The sequence below is a fragment of the Pseudodesulfovibrio sp. lm2024 genome, from assembly GCF_051175575.1.
Lineage (GTDB): Bacteria > Desulfobacterota > Desulfovibrionia > Desulfovibrionales > Desulfovibrionaceae > Pseudodesulfovibrio > Pseudodesulfovibrio caledoniensis.
Genome location: NZ_CP195092.1, coordinates 3,654,412 through 3,670,622, shown reverse-complemented (window position 1 = coordinate 3,670,622; position 16,211 = coordinate 3,654,412). Strand labels below are relative to the sequence as shown.

Here is a 16,211-nt window from a genome sequence, read left to right as displayed (position 1 = left end):
ACCGGCTATAGGGGGATGTGCGCCCAGCGTCAACCCGCGTTCAGATTTTGCGTATGTCCGCGACCTTGCCGTGGAAGGCGCGGGGATCGCCCTGGAGGAAGTCCACCAGGCCGCGCGCGGACTGCGCCGGGGTCAGGAGCAGCCCGTCCCGCCGCCAGGAGGCGAACAGTTCGCGCAGGGGCGCGGCGGCCGAGCCCACGGCCGTGCGGGCGTCGGCCTGCATGCGCGTCTCGACCACCCCGGGCCGCCAGATGACCGTGGTGATGGCCGGGGCCTCGCCCGCCAGCTGGCGGGCCAGGTGCTCCTCGCCCGCCTTGGCCGCGCAGTACGCCCCGATGCCGGTCTGGGCACGATCCGCCGCCCCGGAGCCGAAGAACACGGCCAGCCCCTCGCCCCGCTCGAGCAGGGGCGGCACGGCGTGGCGCATGAGCTGGTGGGCCGAGGTCAGGGAGCTGTCCACCACCTCGCGGAAGCGGTCGGCGGGGAGCTCCCATACGGCCGGTCCGGGCGCGAGCACCCCGGCGGCGTGGATGAAACCGTAGAAATCGCCGATATCCTGGGCCGCGTCCACGAATTGCTCGGCCACCGCGTCGTCTGACGCGTCTCCGGCCACGCATTCCGCGCGCACTCCCAAGGCGCGGCAGCGGTCGCGGACCGCCAGTAGCTTCTCTCTGGTGCGCGCGTTCAGGACGAGGTTCACGCCTTCCCTGGCCAGACTTTCGGCCAGGGCCGCGCCGATGCCCATGGACGCGCCGGTCAGGATCAGGGTTTTATTCCGCAGTGAAGTCATATATGGTCTGTCCTTATTGTATGTAATACCCGTTTCAACCCGAGAGTACCCCATGACCCTGAAAGTGAGCAAGCGCAGACCGCTTGTGGCCCAATCCGAGATCCGCAACATGACCCTGGAATGCGCCCGCGTGTCCGGCGTGAACCTGGCCCAGGGCGTGTGCGACCTGCCCGTCCCCGCCCCGGTCGTCGAGGGCGCGGAGCAGGCCATGCGCGACGGCACCAACATATACACCCGCTTCGACGGGTTGCCACGCCTGCGCGGGGCCATTGCGGCCAAGCAGCGCCGGTATACCGGCATGGACCTGGACCCGGAGAATCAGGTGGTCGTGTCCTGCGGGGCCACGGGCGCGTTCTACGCCGCCTGTCTCGCTCTCCTTGACGAGGGCGACGAGGTCCTGGTCTTCGAGCCGTACTACGGCTACCACATCGTGACCATGGTCTCGCTCGGCATCAAGCCGGTCTACATTACCCTGGAGCCGCCGGAGTGGGGCTTCACCGCGCAAGATCTTGAGCGGGCCGTGACCGCGAAGACCCGGGCCATCATCCTGAACACCCCGTCCAACCCGGCGGGCAAGGTCTTCGACCGCAAGGAACTGGAACTCATCGCCGACTTCGCCGAGTCCCACGACCTGTTCGTGTTCACCGACGAGATCTACGAGCACTTCGTCTTTGACGGGAAAAAGCACATCGCCCCGGCCACCCTGCCGGGCATGGCCAGGCGGACCATCACCATCTCGGGGCTGTCCAAGGTCTTTGCCGTGACCGGCTGGCGGCTGGGCTACGCCCTGTGCGACCCGGAGTGGGCCCTGGCCATCGGCCACTTCAGCGACCTGGTCTACGTCTGCGCGCCCGCGCCGTTGCAGATCGGCGCGGCCAAGGGGTTGGAGGAACTCGGCCCGGACTACTACCAGGGCGTGTCCGACGACCACCAGATGAAGCGGGACCGGTTCTGCGACGTCCTGCGCTCGGTCGGGCTGACCCCGCACGTCCCGGACGGGGCGTACTACACCCTGGCCGACGTGACCTCCCTGCCCGGGGGGACGGCCAAGGAGCGCGCCCTGTACCTGTTGGAAAAGACCGGCGTGGCCTGCGTGCCCGGCTCGGCCTTCTACTCCGGCCCGGTGGGGGAGACCCTGGCGCGGTTCTGCTTCGCCAAGGAGATGGATGTGCTCGAAGACGCCATGCAACGGCTGGGGAGACTCTCGTGACCGAAGCGCAGAAAAAGGAATTCAAGCGGTTCGCCGAAGAGGAAATGGACGCGCTCAAGGCCGAGATTCCCCGGCTGGAGGAACTGGTCAAGCCCGTGGCCCCGGACAACGCCATCGGGCGCATCTCGCGCATGGACACCATCGTCAACCAGTCCGTGGCCGAGGCCCAGCTGTCCAAGGCCCGGGTCCGGCTGGTCCGTCTGGAGGAAGCCCTCAGACGGGTGGACGAGGACGAGGAGTTCGGCCTGTGCCTGGACTGCGGCGAGCCCATTCCCATGGCCCGGCTCAAGGCCATGCCCGAGTCTCCCTATTGTGTGGATTGCGCCGAGTAGGCGCTACATCAGCCCCGCGCCCGCCTGGTAGACGCGTCTGAGCATCTCCGGGGGCAGGGGGTTGTCCCACCCCCCGGCGTATCCGGCCCAGACCCTGGTCGCGAGCAGCACCAATACGGCTCCCACGGCGACAGTCTGCCACGGGATGCGCATGCCCAGCGTCCGGAAGCCGAGGCACCCGTTCACCGGGCAGGCCCCGACGCATTGGCCGCAGCCGATGCACTCGGGGGTGAGCACCGCTTCCTTCTTCTCCACCAAAATGCCCGAGGGGCAGCTGGCCGAGCATTTGCCGCAGTGGACGCAGGCGTCCTTGTCGCGGTGCACGCGCACCGGCCCGAACCAGGCGAAGAGCCCGAGCAGCGCGCCGTAGGGGCAGAGATACCGGCACCAGAAGTTGCGCACCGCGATGCTGAGCAGGATGAGGGCGGAGAGCACGGCCAGGGCCATGCCGGACGGGTGCAGGAAGAAGTCGAGCATGCGCGCGTCCGAGGTCATGTTGAACGGGCTGCGCAGGAAGGATTCCAGCGTGCGCGGGGCCATGGAGAAGACTGTGAACAGGAACGCCCCCATGCCCAGGTATTTGAGGGCGTGCAGGGAGAGGTCCAGCCGCCGGGGCGGCACCTTGGCCAGCCCGAGCCTGCGTCCGGCCCGCTCCAGCAGTCCGGACAGAAAGCCCACCGGGCAGACGTAGCCGCAGAACCCCTTGCGGAACAGGAAGGCCATGACCAGGGCGGCCAGGAAGATGGCCAGCCCGGCCGGGTGTGCGCGGTCCCAGAACCCGGACGAGAACAACCGTCGGAAGCCGAGGAGGGCGCTGATGGGCAGAAAGCCCTCCACCGCGCCCGGCTTGGGCGTGAACGCGTCCGTGCGGCCCGTGGCCCAGTCCAGGAAAAGAATGAAGCGGTAGCCCGCGTACAGGGAAAAGAGGGTGAAGGCCGCCTGGACGGCCAGCCGGAAACGGTCGGGAGTGATTTTCATGGGAACCTTTCTTGTCTGGCGGGTCCCCTATACCCATCGCGCCCGGCTGGCAACCGCTTGCACCGGGGTGCACAAAGCGGCCCGCTCCGGATACGGCCGCATGGGGCGGGGGCCGGTCAGCGGTCGCGGCCGGAGGTCACGCCCCGGGTGATGATGCCGATCATGAAGGCGAACATGAAGTAGCTGGTCAGGCTCTGGATGATCAGCAGGACCTTGCCGTCCGAGGTGCCGGGCACGATGTCCCCGAAGCCGAGGGTGGTCATGGTCACCACCGTGTAATACAGGGCGTTGAGGAAGAGTTCGCCGCCTCCGCCCATGAAGTTGAACGGGGGCGTGTTTCCGGCCAGGACGTGCAGCCCGTCCACGGCCGCGTTGACCAGGGTGAAGCCGATCAGGGTGGCCAGGTAGATGCGCAGCAGCTCGTTCACGTCGACCCAGGTGATCTCGCTGCCGGGCCTGAGCAGGACCACGCTGCGCCGGGTGAAGGCGCGCAGGTTCCAGACAAGGACGGACAGGACCAGGAGCGCCAGGAAGAGGATGCCCCATTCGCTCAGGGTCAGGAGGATGTCCGCGGCCCCGGCCAGGAAGCCGACCAGGACGGCGCAGCGCAGCCGCGGCCCGGCATAGGCGGCCGAGGCGTCCGGCCACAGGTGGCGCATGCGTCGGTCCCGCCAGCGATGAAAGAGCAGGACCGCGAGGCTCACGACCGCGCCGTTGAGCACGGCCTTGACCAGATCCCCGGCACCGCCCGCCGGGATGAGGCTGGGCGCGGGCAGGTCCTTGACGGACAGCAGGAACACGGCCCCGACAAAGAAGGCGGGCACGAAATGGGTCAGCCAGACCCGGACGAAGAGCGATTCCATGAATTTTTCCATCTGCCATGGATTGTTCGCACATTCCCGGTCGGCGCGCAACATTCGTCCCCCGATTCGGCCGGGGTGGCGAAAGGCGGCGCAACCGGGTATGCTGGCCGCCATGTGCGGACGATTCGCCCTGGGCATCCCCAAAAAACGGCTGGAAGAGGTCTTCGGCCTCCCCGCGCCGGACGACTACGCCCCGAGCTACAACGTGGCCCCGGACGCGGGCGTGCTCGCCGTGGACGGGCGGGGCTTCACCCGTCGCCGCTGGGGGCTGGTCCCGCCGTGGGGCGACGACCCCGGCGTGGGTGCACGGCTGATCAACGCCCGCGCCGAGACCGTGTTCGACAAGCCGTCCTTCCGCGAGGGCGCGCGGGCCCACCGGCTGCTGGTCCCGGCCCAGGCCTTCTACGAGTGGCGGCGCGAGGGCGGGGAGCGCATCCCGTTCGCCTTCGCCCTTCACGGCGTGGGCTGCTTCGCCCTGGCCGGGATCGGCGCGAGCCGTACCGACCCGAGAACCGGCGAGGTCCTGGAGACCCTGGCCGTGCTGACCTGCCCGTCCAACGCGGTCATGGCGAAGGTCCACGACCGCATGCCGGTCATCCTGCCCCCGGACGCCTGGACCGCCTGGCTCGACCCGGCCGCCGAGCGCGGTGATCTGGCCCGGCTGCTGGTCCCGTACCCGGCGCGGGCCATGCGCGCCTGGCCCGTGAACCGGCGGGTGAGCAGCCCGGTCACGGACGGCCCGGAACTGCTCGAACCCGCCCCGGGCGACGGGCCGCCAACGCCCCCCAAGCAGGGCTCCCTCCTGTGAGCCATCCCCCGCCGCCCTTGACTATCCGGGGAATCTGGCTTAACAAACGTCCTCTTTGCCCGCGCTGGACGGTGGTCCTCGCGCAGGCGAAAAGAATAAATTTAGTAATTCCAGGGAGTTGATCCGTTGTTCGAGAGCCTGCAAGAAAGACTCGGCGCCACCTTCTCCAAGTTGGGCGGCAAAAAGACCCTTGATGAGAACAATATCAAGGAGGGTCTGAGGGAGGTGCGTCTCGCGCTTCTCGAGGCCGACGTCAACTTCAAGGTGGTCAAGCAGTTCGTTGACCAGGTCAAGGAACGCGCTCTCGGCGACGAGGTCCTCAAGGGGCTCGAGCCCGGCCAGCACTTCATCAAGATCGTCAACGAGGAGCTCATCGAGCTGCTCGGCGGCGAACAGAAGGACCTGGACCTCAAGGCCAAGCCGCTCAAGCTGATGATGGTCGGCCTGCAGGGCTCGGGCAAGACGACCTCGTCGGGCAAGATCGCGATGTTCCTGCGCAAGCAGCACGGCAAAAAGCCGTACCTGGTGCCCGCCGACGTCTACCGCCCGGCGGCCATCGACCAGCTGAACACCCTGGCCCGGCAGCTCGACGTGCCGGTCTACCCGTCCACCACGGACATGAACCCGGTGGACATCTGCAGGGACGCCATGGCCAAGGCCGAGGAACTCGGCTGCGACCTGATCCTGTTCGACACCGCGGGCCGCCTGCACATCGACGAGACGTTGATGGACGAGCTTGAGAACATCAAGCGCGAGTGCGAGCCCCAGGAAATTTTGTTCGTGGCCGACGCCATGACCGGCCAGGACGCCGTCACCGTGGCCGAAAGCTTCAACGAGAAGCTCGGCATCACCGGCGTGGTCCTGACCAAGATGGACGGTGACGCCCGGGGCGGCGCGGCCCTGTCCATCAAGACCGTGACCGGCCGTTCGGTCAAGTTCGTGGGCGTGGGCGAGAAGCTCTCCGACCTGGAGCTCTTCCACCCGGACCGCATCGCCTCGCGCATCCTCGGCATGGGCGACATGATGACCCTCATCGAGAAGGCCCAGGGCCAGATCGACGAGGACGAGGCCAAGGCCATGGCCGAGAAGATGGCCAAGGCCGAGTTCGATTTCGAGGACTTCCTGGGCCACATGCGCAAGCTCAAGAAGCTCGGGTCCATGGAAGGGCTGCTCAAGATGATCCCCGGCATGGGCAACATCATGAAGCAGTTGGGCGACAACGCCCTGCCCGAGGACGAGATGAAGCGCACCGAGGCGATCATCTCCGCCATGACCCTGAAGGAGCGCCGCCAGCCCGATCTGCTCAAGAACGCGAGCCGCAAGGACCGCATCGCCCGGGGCTCGGGCGTGAAGGTCGCGGACGTCAACGCGCTCATCAAGAATTTCAAGCAGATGAGCAAGGTCATGCAGTCCATGATGGGCGGCGGCAAGAAGAAGGGCAAGTTCGGCCTGCCCAAGCTGCCCGGCCTGGGCGGGGGCGGCATGCCCGACATGAGCGCGCTCGGCGGCGGCATGCCCGGAATGCCTGGAATGCCGGGGATGCCCGGTATGCCCGGCATGGAGGAGGAAGGCGCCCAGCGCACCGTCTCCAAGAAGACGCTCAAAGAGCGCAAGAAGAAAAAGCTGAACAAAAAGAAGAATAAGAAGAAAAAGAAAAAGTAAGTGACCGGGACTTCATGTCCTGCAAGTGATAAAACTTGCCATAAAGTAGGCAAAAACGTATTAATCAACTATTGGGAGTATAAGAACCATGGCAATGAAAATCAGACTGACCCGGATGGGTTCCAAGAAGCGTCCCTTCTACCGCGTGGTGGCCCTCGACAGCGCCGTGCGCCGCGATGGACGCCCCGTCGAATACCTCGGGCACTACAACCCCATGGTCGAGCCGAACGAGATCGCGCTGGACATGGAGAAGATCGAGAAGTGGCTGGAAAAGGGCGCTGAGCCCAGCAATACGGTTCGTTCTCTGCTGAAGAAAGCCGGCAAGTAGCTTGCGCTTTTTCACAGGCGGGCCCGCCGGCCCGACCTGCAGGGTCCGGACCACGTTTGGCAGCTCATATTCATGGCGCGCGGCGACGCGCCTGCACCGGAGGTGACGTCATGTTGAAAGAGATGATTGAGTACATTGCCAAGTCCCTGGTGGACAACCCGGACGAAGTGCACGTTTCCGAAGTCGAAGGCGAGCAGACCTCGGTCATCGAACTGAAGGTGGCCAAGGAGGATCTGGGCAAGGTCATCGGCAAGCAGGGCCGCACGGCGAGAGCCATGCGCACGCTGCTCGGTGCCGCCTCCACCAAGGCGCGGAAACGCTCCGTCCTGGAGATCCTCGAGTAGCCTTTCCCTTCGGCGAACGGCTTACATTTGCACGTCCGCGTGCGGGCCCAGGCGGCCCGAGGCGAGACGCGAACGACCCTGGACCGGCGTGCGGGCACCCCCCGCGCGGCGGCCCCGGTCTTTTGCAGCAACCACACGGTGGCCCATGAAAGAAGAGCCCGGTTTCATCCCCGTGGGCGGGGTGGTCAAGGCGCACGGAATTCGAGGGGAGTTCGGCATAAGAAGTTATGCGGACTCCCCGACCCTTTTCGACGACGTGCCGCTGTACCTGTCGGCCCCCAAGGGACGCCCCAAGCCCCTTGAGGTCAGTTCCTGGCGTGAGCACAAGGACCTTGTCCTGTTGACCTCGCCCCAGATCACCGACCGGGACCAGGCCGAGGCCCTGCGCGGTCGCGAGATCCTGGTCCGCGAGGCCGACCTGCCCGAGCCGGACGAGGGCGAGCACTATCTCTACCAGATGATCGGCTGCCGCGTGGTCCTCGAGGACGGCGTCGAGGTGGGCGAGCTCAAGGGATACTACGAGACCGGCGAGCAGGACACCTGGGTCATCGAGAACGGCGCGGGCGTCGAGATTCTGCTGCCCGCCGTGCCCGAGTTCGTCCTGGATATCGACCTGGACGCGGAGACCATCGTCATCGAGCCGCCCGAGGGGTTGCTCGATCTGTACCTCAATCCCGAACCGCCCAAAAAGAAGAAGCGCCGTCCGCCGCGCTCCCAAAAGCAGGGTTCATGAATTTCCACCTGGTCTCCATCTTCCCGCATTTCTTCGAGTCCCCGCTGGACAGCGGGCTCATGTCCAAGGCCGTGGAGACCGGCCTGGTGGGCCTGGACTATGTCGACGTCCGCCAGTTCGCGGGCGGGGTGCACAAGTCCGTGGACGACCGCCCCTTCGGCGGCGGGCCCGGCATGCTCCTCAAGCTCGACCCCATGATCAAGGCGCTGGACTCCATCGAGTCCAAGGGGCGCATCCTGATGCTCTCCCCGCGCGGCAAGCCCCTCAACCAGGTTTTGTCCCGCGAGCTCTCCCGTGAAGAGGACGTGACCCTGATCTGCGGGCGCTACGAGGGCATCGACGAGCGGCTGCTCGATCTCTACCCCATCGAGCTGGTCTCGGTGGGCGACTTCGTGCTCAACGGCGGCGAGGCCGCAGCGGTCTGCCTGGTGGAGTCCGTGGCCCGGCTGCTTCCCGGCTTCATGGGCCACGAGGACTCGGGCGACGAGGAGTCCTTTTCCGCCGGGCTGCTCGAATATCCGCACTACACCCGGCCCGAGGATTTCGAGGGACTGACCGTGCCCGAGGTCCTGCGTTCCGGCGACCACGGCAAGATCGAGGCCTGGAGGCGGGAGCAGTCCCTGACCGCCACCCTGCGCGACAGGCCGGACATTCTGCCCACGGCGGGCCTGACCGTGGAGGACATCGATTTTCTGCGCACCCTGCCGCGGACCCGGCTGGGCCGCAACCTGTACATCGCCCTGTGCCACTACCCGGTGGTCAACAAGTTCGGCGAAAAGGTGGCCGTGTCCGTGACCAACCTGGACCTGCACGACATGGCCCGCGTGGCCCGCAGCTACGGGTTGGGCGGGTTCTACGCCACCACGCCCATCGAGGACCAGAAGGCGCTGGCCGAGAAGCTGCTCGGCCACTGGCGCGAGGGGGCCGGGGCGAAGGCCAATCCGGACCGGGCCGAGGCCTTTTCCAAGGTCAAGGTTTTTGACGATATCGAAGGGGCGGTCCTTGACATCGAGGCCCAAACAGGGCAATGTCCCCGCCTCGCGGCCACGTCAGCAAGACTGGATCGCCGCAAGCAAGCCCAGCCCGCCCTGACCTTTGGCGAAGTGCGAAGCTGGCTCGCCAACTCTCCGGTATTATTGATATTTGGTACCGGACACGGTCTGGCGGAAGAAGTCCTCTCCAAGACGGACGGCATTGTACGGCCGCTTCGGTATTTGGATGACTACAACCATCTTTCGGTCAGAAGCGCGGTCGCCATCATCGTCGACCGGCTGATCGCGGATGAGTACTAGAGGCGGATGACGGCCGCGGGCCGACCGTCCAGCACTCTATAATTTTAAGGAGCATACCATGGACATCATCAAGAAAATCGAAGCCGAACACATCCGCTTGGATATCCCCGAGTTCAAGGCCGGCGACACCGTCAAGGTGCACTACCGGATCATCGAGGGCGAGAAAGAGCGCATTCAGGTCTTCCAGGGCGCGGTCCTGCGCCGCCGCCGCGGCACCACCAACTCCACCTTCACCGTGCGCAAGATTTCCGACGGCATCGGCGTGGAGCGCGTGTTCCCCATGAACTCCCCCTACATCGACCGCGTTGAAGTGGTCTCCGAGGGCAAGGTTCGCCGGAGCCGCATCTACTACCTGCGCAACCTGCGCGGTAAGGCCGCCCGCATCAAGTCCAAGCAGATCTGGGAGTAATTTTTCGGATAGGCGGCGATCTGCGACGCCGCTCGCGAAACCCGGACCCTCGCGTATTAAGATACGCTTCGGCCCCGGCTTCCGCTCGCGTCGCCGCATCTCACCACCTCTCCAAAAAATTACCCGGTGTTACATGGATATATATGCCCGGAGTGTCTAGCGACACTCCGGGCTTTTGTGGTTTGGGGGTGTGGCTTTTCGGCCCGGAATGGGGCACAAGGTGGGCCGGAGGTTTTTGATGTCGCAGGTGTTGTTGTTTGGCGGACGGAGTTACTCGGCGGCCGAGATCGCGGGCGTGGACGAGGCCGGGCGGGGGTGTCTGGCCGGACCGGTGGTCGCCGGGGCGTGTATTTTGCCGGTGGAGTATGACCTGCCGGGGCTGAATGATTCCAAGAAGCTGACCGCCGGGAAGCGGGAGACGCTGTATCCGCTCATCCGGGAGCAGGCCGTGGCCTGGGGGCTGGGCGTGGCCTGGCCGTGGGAGATCGACGAGATCAATATTCTGCAAGCCACGTTCCGGGCCATGGGCCGGGCCGTACGGGCCATGAGGGGAGAGCCGCGCTTTCTGCGCATCGACGGCGACAAGCTTATCCCGCACTACGCGCTGGGGCGCGACATCCCCCAGGAATACGTCATCCAGGGCGACGGCAAGGTCCCGGCCATCTCCGCCGCCTCCATCCTGGCCAAGACCTTCCGCGACCATCTCATGGTCCGGCTGGCCCGGCGCTATCCCGGCTATGGCCTGGACGCCCACATGGGCTACGGCACCAAGGTCCACGTGGAGGCCATCCAAAAGCTCGGCCCCTGCCGCATGCACCGGCTGACCTTCAAGAAGGTCCGGCCCGAGGACAAGCCGCAGCGGCAGGCCAGCCTGTTCTGATCCCCACTTGGTGCCCGATTTCGGCGGGCCGGTTGTCTCGATCCCCTGTTCGTGGTAGCGATGGCGCATATCCGTGCGCCGTCCGGCCTTGCGCGGATGAGGAGGACTCATGAACGAGCGCAGACAGCATATCATGCTCATCTCCCGGCAATTGCTGATCTATTCCGGCATAGCCCTGGGCGCGACCTCGCTTCTGTTCGCGGGCGGGATGTGGTTCGGGAAAAACGTGTTCATCACGGCCGTGGTCTTCGGCTGCGGGATCATGGGCGGTTTTGTGTCCATCCAGCAGCGGCTGGGGAGCATCGAGGACGACGAGCTGGACATTCTCTCCAAGTCCTGGGCCTCGGTGCTGATCATCCCCCTGTTCGGGGGCATCTTCGCCCTGGTGCTCTACGTCATCTTCCTGACCGGCATACTCGACCTGCCGATCTTCCCCAAGTTCTACATCCCGGCCTTCACCAACGACCGGGCCGTGGACCTGCCCGCCTTCCTGCAACAGACCAGCCCGGTCAGCGGCCAGGACATGGCCAAGGTCATGTTCTGGAGCTTCGTGGCCGGGTTCTCGGAGCGATTCGTGCCCCAGGTCATCCGGTCCGTGACCAGCCAGACCGACAGCGTGCGGGGCGAACCTTCCACCACAGCCGCGCCGACGCGCCGCAAGCGTCCGCCCAGAAGACCGACCCGCCCCCGCCGCAGCGCGACAACGGGCGACCAGGCAACCGAATAGCGACGACCCTGGCTCAAGAACTCGTATTCGCCGTACTCTCTCGATCGACGGCGTGAGGCAAAGGCGCACGCCTGCGCGCAACCCGCAATCACGCGAATGCGTATCCAAAAAGTTTAGGAGGGAAGAGGGGATGGGGGCCCGGGGGAAGGGGAGAGGGGGACCCTTTCCAAAGGGTCCCCCTCTCCCCTTCCCCCGGGCGCCGGAGGCGAACCTTACTTATACGCCGCCAGTTGGCGTTGGGTATCGCGGGCGATGTCGCGGTCCTTGAGGTCCTGCTTCTTGGAGTGGACGTTCTTGCCGCGCCCGAGGCCGAGCTGGACCTTCACCTTGCCGTGGCTGAAGTACATCTTCATGGGCACCACGGACAACCCTTTCTGTTCGGTCTTGGCCTGGAGGTTGACGATCTCCTGCTTGTGCAGGAGCAGCCTTCTCGGGCGTTCCGGGTCGTGCTGGTCGTAGACGCCGGTCTTTTCGTAGGGGGCGATGTGCACGCCCACCAGGAAGGCCGAGCCCTGCCGGAAGGAGACGTAGCCGTCCTTGAACGAGACCTGGCCCCCGCGCAGGGACTTGACCTCGGAGCCGACAAGGGAGATGCCCGCCTCGAAGGTCTCGAGGATCTCGTAGAGGCGGCGGGCCTGCTTGTTGACGGCAATGGTGCCGGGCGTGGCGGTCTTGGTTTTCTTTTTGGCCATGATGCTAGCTGGGCAGCTCGTCGTTTTCGAGCAGCGAGGAGAAGAAGGTCACTTCTTCCGGGAAGTGCTTGAAGATGTTGTCCATCACCAGGTTGTTGATGCGGCTGACCGTGCGGCATTCCAGGACGTCCTTGAGGAGCAGTCGGCAGTCGTGCATGTTGGTCTGCCGGATGATCCGCTTGATGCCGGGAATGGCCTGCGGGGTCATGGAGATGGAGTCGATGCCCATGCCGAGCAGAATGGGCACGCAGAACGGGTCCGAGGCCACCTCGCCGCAGAGGGACACTTCTATGCCCGCCTGGTGCGCGGCGTCAACCACCAATTTGATGGCCCGCAGGGTGGCCGGGTGCAGGGGCTGGTACAGGTAGGACACGTGCCGGTTGGTCCGGTCCACGCCGATGGAGTACTGGATCAGGTCGTTGGTCCCGATGGAGAAGAAGTCCACCTCGTGGGCCAGGAACTCGGCGATCATCACGGCCGCGGGCAGCTCGATCATGGTCCCGACGGGCATGTCCGGGTCGTAGTCCACGCCCTCGCGCCGCAGTTCGGCCTTGGCCTGGGCCAGCCACGCCTTGGCCTGGCGAACCTCCTTCACGCCCGAGATCATGGGGAACATGAGCGAGACGTTGCCGTAGGCCGAGGCGCGCAGGATGGCCCGCAGCTGGGTCTTGAACAGCTGGGGGTTCTTGAGGCAGAAGCGGATGGCGCGAAGGCCCATGGCCGGGTTGGTCTCGTTGAGCTCGCCGAAGGTGGAGATGAACTTGTCGCTGCCCAGGTCGAGCGTGCGGAAGACCACCTTGCGCGGGGCCATGATCGCGGCCAGGTCGATGTATTTCTCGGCCAGCTCGTCCTCGGTGGGCAGGGTGGTCCGGTTGAGGTAGGCGTATTCGGTGCGGTACAATCCCACGCCCTCGCCGCCGTTGTCGAGCACGGCGGTCACTTCCTCGACCAACTCGATGTTGGCGTAGACGTTGACGCGGGAGCCGTCGAAGGTCTCGGCGGGCAGATGGCAGTGGCGGCGGATCTTGCGGGTGTAGTCCTCGAACAGGGCGGCCCGCTCGTTGTATTCGGCCAGCTCCGTCTCGGTGGGGTTGACCACGATCTTGCCGGTCAGGCCGTCGATAACCACCAGGTCGCCGTCGTGGACCTCCTCCAGGCGGCCCACGCCGACCAGGGCGGGGATGCCGAGCGACCGGGCCATGATACCCGTGTGCGAGGTCTTGCCGCCGCGCACGGTGGCGAACGCCATGATCTTGTCTACCTGGAGCTCGACGGTGTCCGCCGGGGTCAGGTCGTGGGCCATGATGATGGCCCTGCCCGAGATGGAGGCCAGGTCGGTCTTCACGCCCATGAGCTTGGTCTGGACCTTTTCCGCGACCACGCGCACGTCCTGCATGCGCTCGCGGATGTACTGGTCCTTGATGGCCTCGAAGGCGGCCTCCTGGTCGGCCACGGCCTTTTCCAGGGCCCAGGCCGCGTTCAGGCCCAGGGTCTCGATATATTTTTCGGCTGCCCCGGACAGCTTGGGGTCCTTGAGCATCATCAGGTGGGTGTCGATGAGCGAACCGTGACTCTTGAGCTCCTCCGGGACCTGCTCGCGGATGGCGGCCAGTTCGGTCTCGACGGACTTGAAGGCGGCGTGGAGACGCTCTATCTCCTCCGGCATGTCTTCGGCGGCGACGATCTGCCGGGGCAGGTTCGCCATATGGTTCCGGTTGACGAAAAAGGCCTTGCCGATGGCAATGCCGGTGGCGACCGGTATGCCCGTGAGGGTCGAGTCAGCCATTTATGCCCCTTCGAATTTGTTCAGGAACAGCGCCTCGAGCCGGTCCAGCGCGGCCTCGGCGTCCGCGCCCTTGGCGCGCAGTTCCACCAGGTTGCCCGGGCCCGCGGCCAGGGTCAGGATATCGAGGATGGACTTGGCGTCCACCGACTGGTCTTCGACGACCAGGGATATCTCGGCGTCGAAGGTCTGGGCCTCCTGGGCCAGCCGTCCGGCGGGCCGGGCGTGCAGCCCGTTCTCCGAGGAGACGACCACCTTCCGGGACAGGTATCCCGGAGCCTCGTCGGTCATGGTGTTTTCATCCGTCATATCAAAACCTGCTTTTCACGTCGTGTTTATGTCTGATCGGGAGGGAAATCACAAGCCAAAAGCGTTTTTGGCCAGTGTCTCCACCCACGGGAAAATTTCTGTGAGGCCCACGAAAACGGCCACGGCCAGGACCCGCGAGAGCAGGCCGGTGCGCACGTAGCGCCCGAAGAGCATGAGCGCGGCCAGGCCGACCGCGAACTCCCACCAGTCGTAGGGGCGCGGCCAGATGAGCGTCCACAGCCACAGGAGCAGGGCCGCGTTGGCGTACTTGACCTTGGTGCCCCAGTTGATCAGGTCCCAGCGCCGCAGCCGCTCCAGGAAACGGAACCCGTGCTTGACCCCGCAGACGAAGGTGTAGGCGCGGAAGATTTGCAGCCCGAGAAAGAAGATCAGGCCGATGGCGAAGGCCAGGACCGGGAAGCCGGACAGGAGCAGGCAGATGGTCGACAGGGCCCAGAAGATGAGCACGCTGCCCGCGAATACCGAGTCGCCGATGGCGGACAGGGTGTAGCTGGTGGTGTCCTTGACCTTGGCCAGCATGCGCGGCGGGAAATGGCCCGCGCTGATGGTCGTCTCCACGTTGAGCAGGATGCCGACCATGCACGGGGTCCAGAACGGGTGCGACTGGTAGTGGCGGGCGTACCGCTTGAGCGCCGCCTTCAGGTCCTTGGGGTCCTCGTGGATGGCTTGCAGCCCGGGCAGCATGGCGTACATCAGCCCGATGTTCTGCATGCCGCGCGTGTTGAAGGCCGCGCCGGTCAGGTAGCAGCGCACGAAACTGCGCAGGAAGGCCACCGTCCGGGAGTCGGCCCGTATGGGAGAGATGCCGTGAACCGCCATGGCCATCCGGGATCACGCCCGGGCGGGCAGGAGGTTGACGCGGACCAGGTACCGGCCGGTGATCACGGCCAGGGCGGTCTTGATCAGCCCCCAGAGCAGGAACGGGGCCACGCCCACGGCCCAGGTCCGGGCCCAGGTCAGGTTGAGGGAGAACTTGAGCCATGCCGCGCCCATGACGAAGAGCAGGGCCATGCCCAGGATACCGAAGACGAACCCGCGCGCCCAGGAGATGCCGCCGTCGGTGCGGGCCAGCCCGGCCACCAGGGCGTAGGGTGCGAAGCCGATGAGGAAGCCGCCGGTGGGGCCGAAGAGGTGGCCGAGCCCGGACTTGCCGCCCGCGAACACGGGCAGGCCGACGGCTCCGGCCAGGAGGTACAGCCCCACGGCCAGTGCGCCCCGTTTGGGGCCGAGCGTGAACCCGGCCAGGGCCACGAAAAAGGTCTGCAGGGACACGGGCACCGGCCCGATGGGCAGGTTGACGCAGGCCCCGGCCGCGATGAGGGCGGCCATGAGCGCCGTCCAGGTCAGGCGGTGGATATCGGTCAGCGGCGTGGTGTTCATTTTGCGCATCCTAACAGGTTGTTCACGGGAGCGCATCAAAGCACAGACAATCGGGTCTGTCCAGTAGGTACGGGGGTTTGCACTTACCTCTGGCCGGGCGTCAATCCGAGCCTGACCATGTGCCGGGCGCAGGCCAGGGCGACCATGACCTTGAGGATGTCCCAGGGGATGAAGGGCAGTACGCCCAGGGCCAATGCCTTGGTCCAGGTCAGGGCGAGGACGGCCTTGAGCCAGAGAGCGCCGGTGGCGTAGACCAACCCCACCCCGGCCAGCCCGGCGAGGATGCCGCGCGCCCAGGGCAGCCCGCCCTCCCGGGTCCGGGCCAGGCCGCAGATCAGGGCTGTGCCCGGAAAGCCGATCAGGTAGCCGCCGGTGGGGCCGAGCAGGTAGCCGAGTCCGGACTTGCCGCCCGCGAACACGGGCAGGCCGACGATTCCGGCCAGGAGATAGAGCGCCATGGCCAGGGCCGCGTGGCGGGGCCCGAGCAGGTACCCGGCCAGGAAGATGAAGAACGGCTGCATGGACACCGGCACCGGGCCGATGGGCAAGATGAGGTACGCCCCGGCCCCGATGAGGGCGGCCATGAGCGCGGTCCAGACCAGCCGGTGCAGGTCGGCCAGCGGGGGCTGGGTCCGGGGGGCGCCGCGCGGCGTCACGTCCGCCATGGGGA

Annotated in this window: 20 protein-coding genes; 11 read left to right on the top strand and 9 right to left on the bottom strand. The window is 66.0% G+C overall.

All coding sequences use genetic code 11. The features are described from left to right. Positions 1–40: 40 nt before the first annotated feature. Entirely contained in the window at positions 41–790 is a 750-nt protein-coding gene (locus tag ACR42D_RS17120; protein WP_484567993.1) for an SDR family NAD(P)-dependent oxidoreductase, read from the bottom strand. 52 nt (positions 791–842) lie between these two features. Between ACR42D_RS17120 and ACR42D_RS17115 the strand changes: the two genes are divergently transcribed. Both ACR42D_RS17115 and ACR42D_RS17110 read left to right on the top strand, forming a co-directional pair. Further along, entirely contained in the window at positions 843–2,000 is a 1,158-nt protein-coding gene (locus ACR42D_RS17115) for a pyridoxal phosphate-dependent aminotransferase (RefSeq protein WP_484567992.1), read from the top strand. Beyond that, entirely contained in the window at positions 1,997–2,332 is a 336-nt protein-coding gene (locus ACR42D_RS17110; protein ID WP_484567991.1) for a TraR/DksA family transcriptional regulator, read from the top strand. The genes ACR42D_RS17115 and ACR42D_RS17110 overlap by 4 nt, the downstream gene beginning before the upstream one ends. 3 nt (positions 2,333–2,335) lie before the next feature. Here the strand turns inward: ACR42D_RS17110 and ACR42D_RS17105 are convergent, their stop codons facing one another. Then, positions 2,336–3,310: a 4Fe-4S binding protein gene (locus ACR42D_RS17105; RefSeq protein WP_484567990.1), complete on the bottom strand. Its 975-nt coding sequence runs from the start codon at positions 3,308–3,310 to the stop codon at positions 2,336–2,338. Positions 3,311–3,426: 116 nt separating this feature from the next. After that, entirely contained in the window at positions 3,427–4,173 is a 747-nt protein-coding gene (locus tag ACR42D_RS17100) for a potassium channel family protein (RefSeq protein WP_484567989.1), read from the bottom strand. Positions 4,174–4,273: 100 nt separating this feature from the next. Between ACR42D_RS17100 and ACR42D_RS17095 the strand changes: the two genes are divergently transcribed. The 9 genes from ACR42D_RS17095 to ACR42D_RS17055 all read left to right on the top strand — a co-directional run bounded on the left by ACR42D_RS17095 (position 4,274) and on the right by ACR42D_RS17055 (position 11,356). Continuing rightward, positions 4,274–4,981 (top strand): SOS response-associated peptidase, encoded by a 708-nt coding sequence (locus tag ACR42D_RS17095; RefSeq protein WP_484567988.1) that lies wholly within the window; start codon positions 4,274–4,276, stop codon positions 4,979–4,981. A 126-nt stretch (positions 4,982–5,107) separates the two neighbouring features. Then, positions 5,108–6,643 (top strand): signal recognition particle protein, encoded by a 1,536-nt coding sequence (gene ffh, locus ACR42D_RS17090; RefSeq protein WP_484567987.1) that lies wholly within the window; start codon positions 5,108–5,110, stop codon positions 6,641–6,643. An 88-nt stretch (positions 6,644–6,731) separates the two neighbouring features. Continuing rightward, entirely contained in the window at positions 6,732–6,971 is a 240-nt protein-coding gene (rpsP, locus tag ACR42D_RS17085) for a 30S ribosomal protein S16 (RefSeq protein ID WP_484567986.1), read from the top strand. A 110-nt stretch (positions 6,972–7,081) separates the two neighbouring features. After that, a complete protein-coding gene (locus ACR42D_RS17080) occupies positions 7,082–7,315 on the top strand; it encodes a KH domain-containing protein (protein ID WP_015414977.1) in 234 nt (77 codons plus the stop codon). A 145-nt stretch (positions 7,316–7,460) separates the two neighbouring features. Next, positions 7,461–8,048 carry a ribosome maturation factor RimM gene (rimM, locus tag ACR42D_RS17075; protein ID WP_484567985.1) on the top strand — a complete coding sequence of 196 codons (588 nt, stop codon included), beginning with the start codon at positions 7,461–7,463 and terminating at the stop codon, positions 8,046–8,048. Further along, positions 8,045–9,340 carry a tRNA (guanosine(37)-N1)-methyltransferase TrmD gene (trmD, locus tag ACR42D_RS17070; RefSeq protein ID WP_484567984.1) on the top strand — a complete coding sequence of 432 codons (1,296 nt, stop codon included), beginning with the start codon at positions 8,045–8,047 and terminating at the stop codon, positions 9,338–9,340. The genes rimM and trmD overlap by 4 nt, the downstream gene beginning before the upstream one ends. 58 nt (positions 9,341–9,398) lie before the next feature. Then, positions 9,399–9,749, top strand: a complete 351-nt coding sequence (gene rplS, locus ACR42D_RS17065; protein WP_071544970.1) for a 50S ribosomal protein L19 — start codon at positions 9,399–9,401, stop codon at positions 9,747–9,749. Positions 9,750–9,987: 238 nt separating this feature from the next. After that, on the top strand, positions 9,988–10,629 hold the full coding sequence (locus ACR42D_RS17060) for a ribonuclease HII (protein ID WP_484567983.1): 642 nt from the start codon (positions 9,988–9,990) through the stop codon (positions 10,627–10,629). Between the two features lie 109 nt (positions 10,630–10,738). After that, positions 10,739–11,356: a hypothetical protein gene (locus ACR42D_RS17055; RefSeq protein WP_484567982.1), complete on the top strand. Its 618-nt coding sequence runs from the start codon at positions 10,739–10,741 to the stop codon at positions 11,354–11,356. A 212-nt stretch (positions 11,357–11,568) separates the two neighbouring features. Here the strand turns inward: ACR42D_RS17055 and smpB are convergent, their stop codons facing one another. From smpB to ACR42D_RS17025, 6 genes are all read right to left on the bottom strand, one after another. Further along, positions 11,569–12,048: an SsrA-binding protein SmpB gene (smpB, locus tag ACR42D_RS17050; protein ID WP_484567981.1), complete on the bottom strand. Its 480-nt coding sequence runs from the start codon at positions 12,046–12,048 to the stop codon at positions 11,569–11,571. A 4-nt stretch (positions 12,049–12,052) separates the two neighbouring features. Then, entirely contained in the window at positions 12,053–13,834 is a 1,782-nt protein-coding gene (ptsP, locus tag ACR42D_RS17045; protein ID WP_484567980.1) for a phosphoenolpyruvate--protein phosphotransferase, read from the bottom strand. Continuing rightward, complete coding sequence (locus ACR42D_RS17040) at positions 13,835–14,140, bottom strand: HPr family phosphocarrier protein (RefSeq protein ID WP_484567979.1); 306 nt, start codon at positions 14,138–14,140, stop codon at positions 13,835–13,837. Between the two features lie 48 nt (positions 14,141–14,188). After that, on the bottom strand, positions 14,189–14,980 hold the full coding sequence (locus ACR42D_RS17035; RefSeq protein WP_484567978.1) for a PTS system mannose/fructose/sorbose family transporter subunit IID: 792 nt from the start codon (positions 14,978–14,980) through the stop codon (positions 14,189–14,191). Positions 14,981–14,992: 12 nt separating this feature from the next. Then, positions 14,993–15,541, bottom strand: a complete 549-nt coding sequence (locus tag ACR42D_RS17030; protein ID WP_484567977.1) for a biotin transporter BioY — start codon at positions 15,539–15,541, stop codon at positions 14,993–14,995. A gap of 83 nt (positions 15,542–15,624) precedes the next feature. Then, entirely contained in the window at positions 15,625–16,206 is a 582-nt protein-coding gene (locus ACR42D_RS17025; protein WP_484567976.1) for a biotin transporter BioY, read from the bottom strand. Positions 16,207–16,211 lie beyond the last annotated feature (5 nt).

Excerpts from the sequence above, each read along its gene's own strand:
- rimM (WP_484567985.1), top strand. The coding sequence starts at position 7,461 with ATGAAAGAAGAGCCCGGTTTCATCCCCGTGGGCGGGGTGGTCAAGGCG.
- ACR42D_RS17095 (WP_484567988.1), top strand. The coding sequence starts at position 4,274 with ATGCTGGCCGCCATGTGCGGACGATTCGCCCTGGGCATCCCCAAAAAA.
- ptsP (WP_484567980.1), bottom strand. The coding sequence starts at position 13,834 with ATGGCTGACTCGACCCTCACGGGCATACCGGTCGCCACCGGCATTGCC.
- trmD (WP_484567984.1), top strand. The coding sequence starts at position 8,045 with ATGAATTTCCACCTGGTCTCCATCTTCCCGCATTTCTTCGAGTCCCCG.
- rpsP (WP_484567986.1), top strand. The coding sequence starts at position 6,732 with ATGGCAATGAAAATCAGACTGACCCGGATGGGTTCCAAGAAGCGTCCC.
- ACR42D_RS17030 (WP_484567977.1), bottom strand. The coding sequence starts at position 15,541 with ATGAACACCACGCCGCTGACCGATATCCACCGCCTGACCTGGACGGCG.
- ACR42D_RS17040 (WP_484567979.1), bottom strand. The coding sequence starts at position 14,140 with ATGACGGATGAAAACACCATGACCGACGAGGCTCCGGGATACCTGTCC.
- ACR42D_RS17100 (WP_484567989.1), bottom strand. The coding sequence starts at position 4,173 with ATGGAATCGCTCTTCGTCCGGGTCTGGCTGACCCATTTCGTGCCCGCC.
- ACR42D_RS17060 (WP_484567983.1), top strand. The coding sequence starts at position 9,988 with ATGTCGCAGGTGTTGTTGTTTGGCGGACGGAGTTACTCGGCGGCCGAG.
- smpB (WP_484567981.1), bottom strand. The coding sequence starts at position 12,048 with ATGGCCAAAAAGAAAACCAAGACCGCCACGCCCGGCACCATTGCCGTC.
- ACR42D_RS17035 (WP_484567978.1), bottom strand. The coding sequence starts at position 14,980 with ATGGCGGTTCACGGCATCTCTCCCATACGGGCCGACTCCCGGACGGTG.
- ACR42D_RS17080 (WP_015414977.1), top strand. The coding sequence starts at position 7,082 with ATGTTGAAAGAGATGATTGAGTACATTGCCAAGTCCCTGGTGGACAAC.
- ACR42D_RS17105 (WP_484567990.1), bottom strand. The coding sequence starts at position 3,310 with ATGAAAATCACTCCCGACCGTTTCCGGCTGGCCGTCCAGGCGGCCTTC.
- ACR42D_RS17025 (WP_484567976.1), bottom strand. The coding sequence starts at position 16,206 with ATGGCGGACGTGACGCCGCGCGGCGCCCCCCGGACCCAGCCCCCGCTG.
- ACR42D_RS17120 (WP_484567993.1), bottom strand. The coding sequence starts at position 790 with ATGACTTCACTGCGGAATAAAACCCTGATCCTGACCGGCGCGTCCATG.
- ACR42D_RS17115 (WP_484567992.1), top strand. The coding sequence starts at position 843 with ATGACCCTGAAAGTGAGCAAGCGCAGACCGCTTGTGGCCCAATCCGAG.
- ACR42D_RS17055 (WP_484567982.1), top strand. The coding sequence starts at position 10,739 with ATGAACGAGCGCAGACAGCATATCATGCTCATCTCCCGGCAATTGCTG.
- rplS (WP_071544970.1), top strand. The coding sequence starts at position 9,399 with ATGGACATCATCAAGAAAATCGAAGCCGAACACATCCGCTTGGATATC.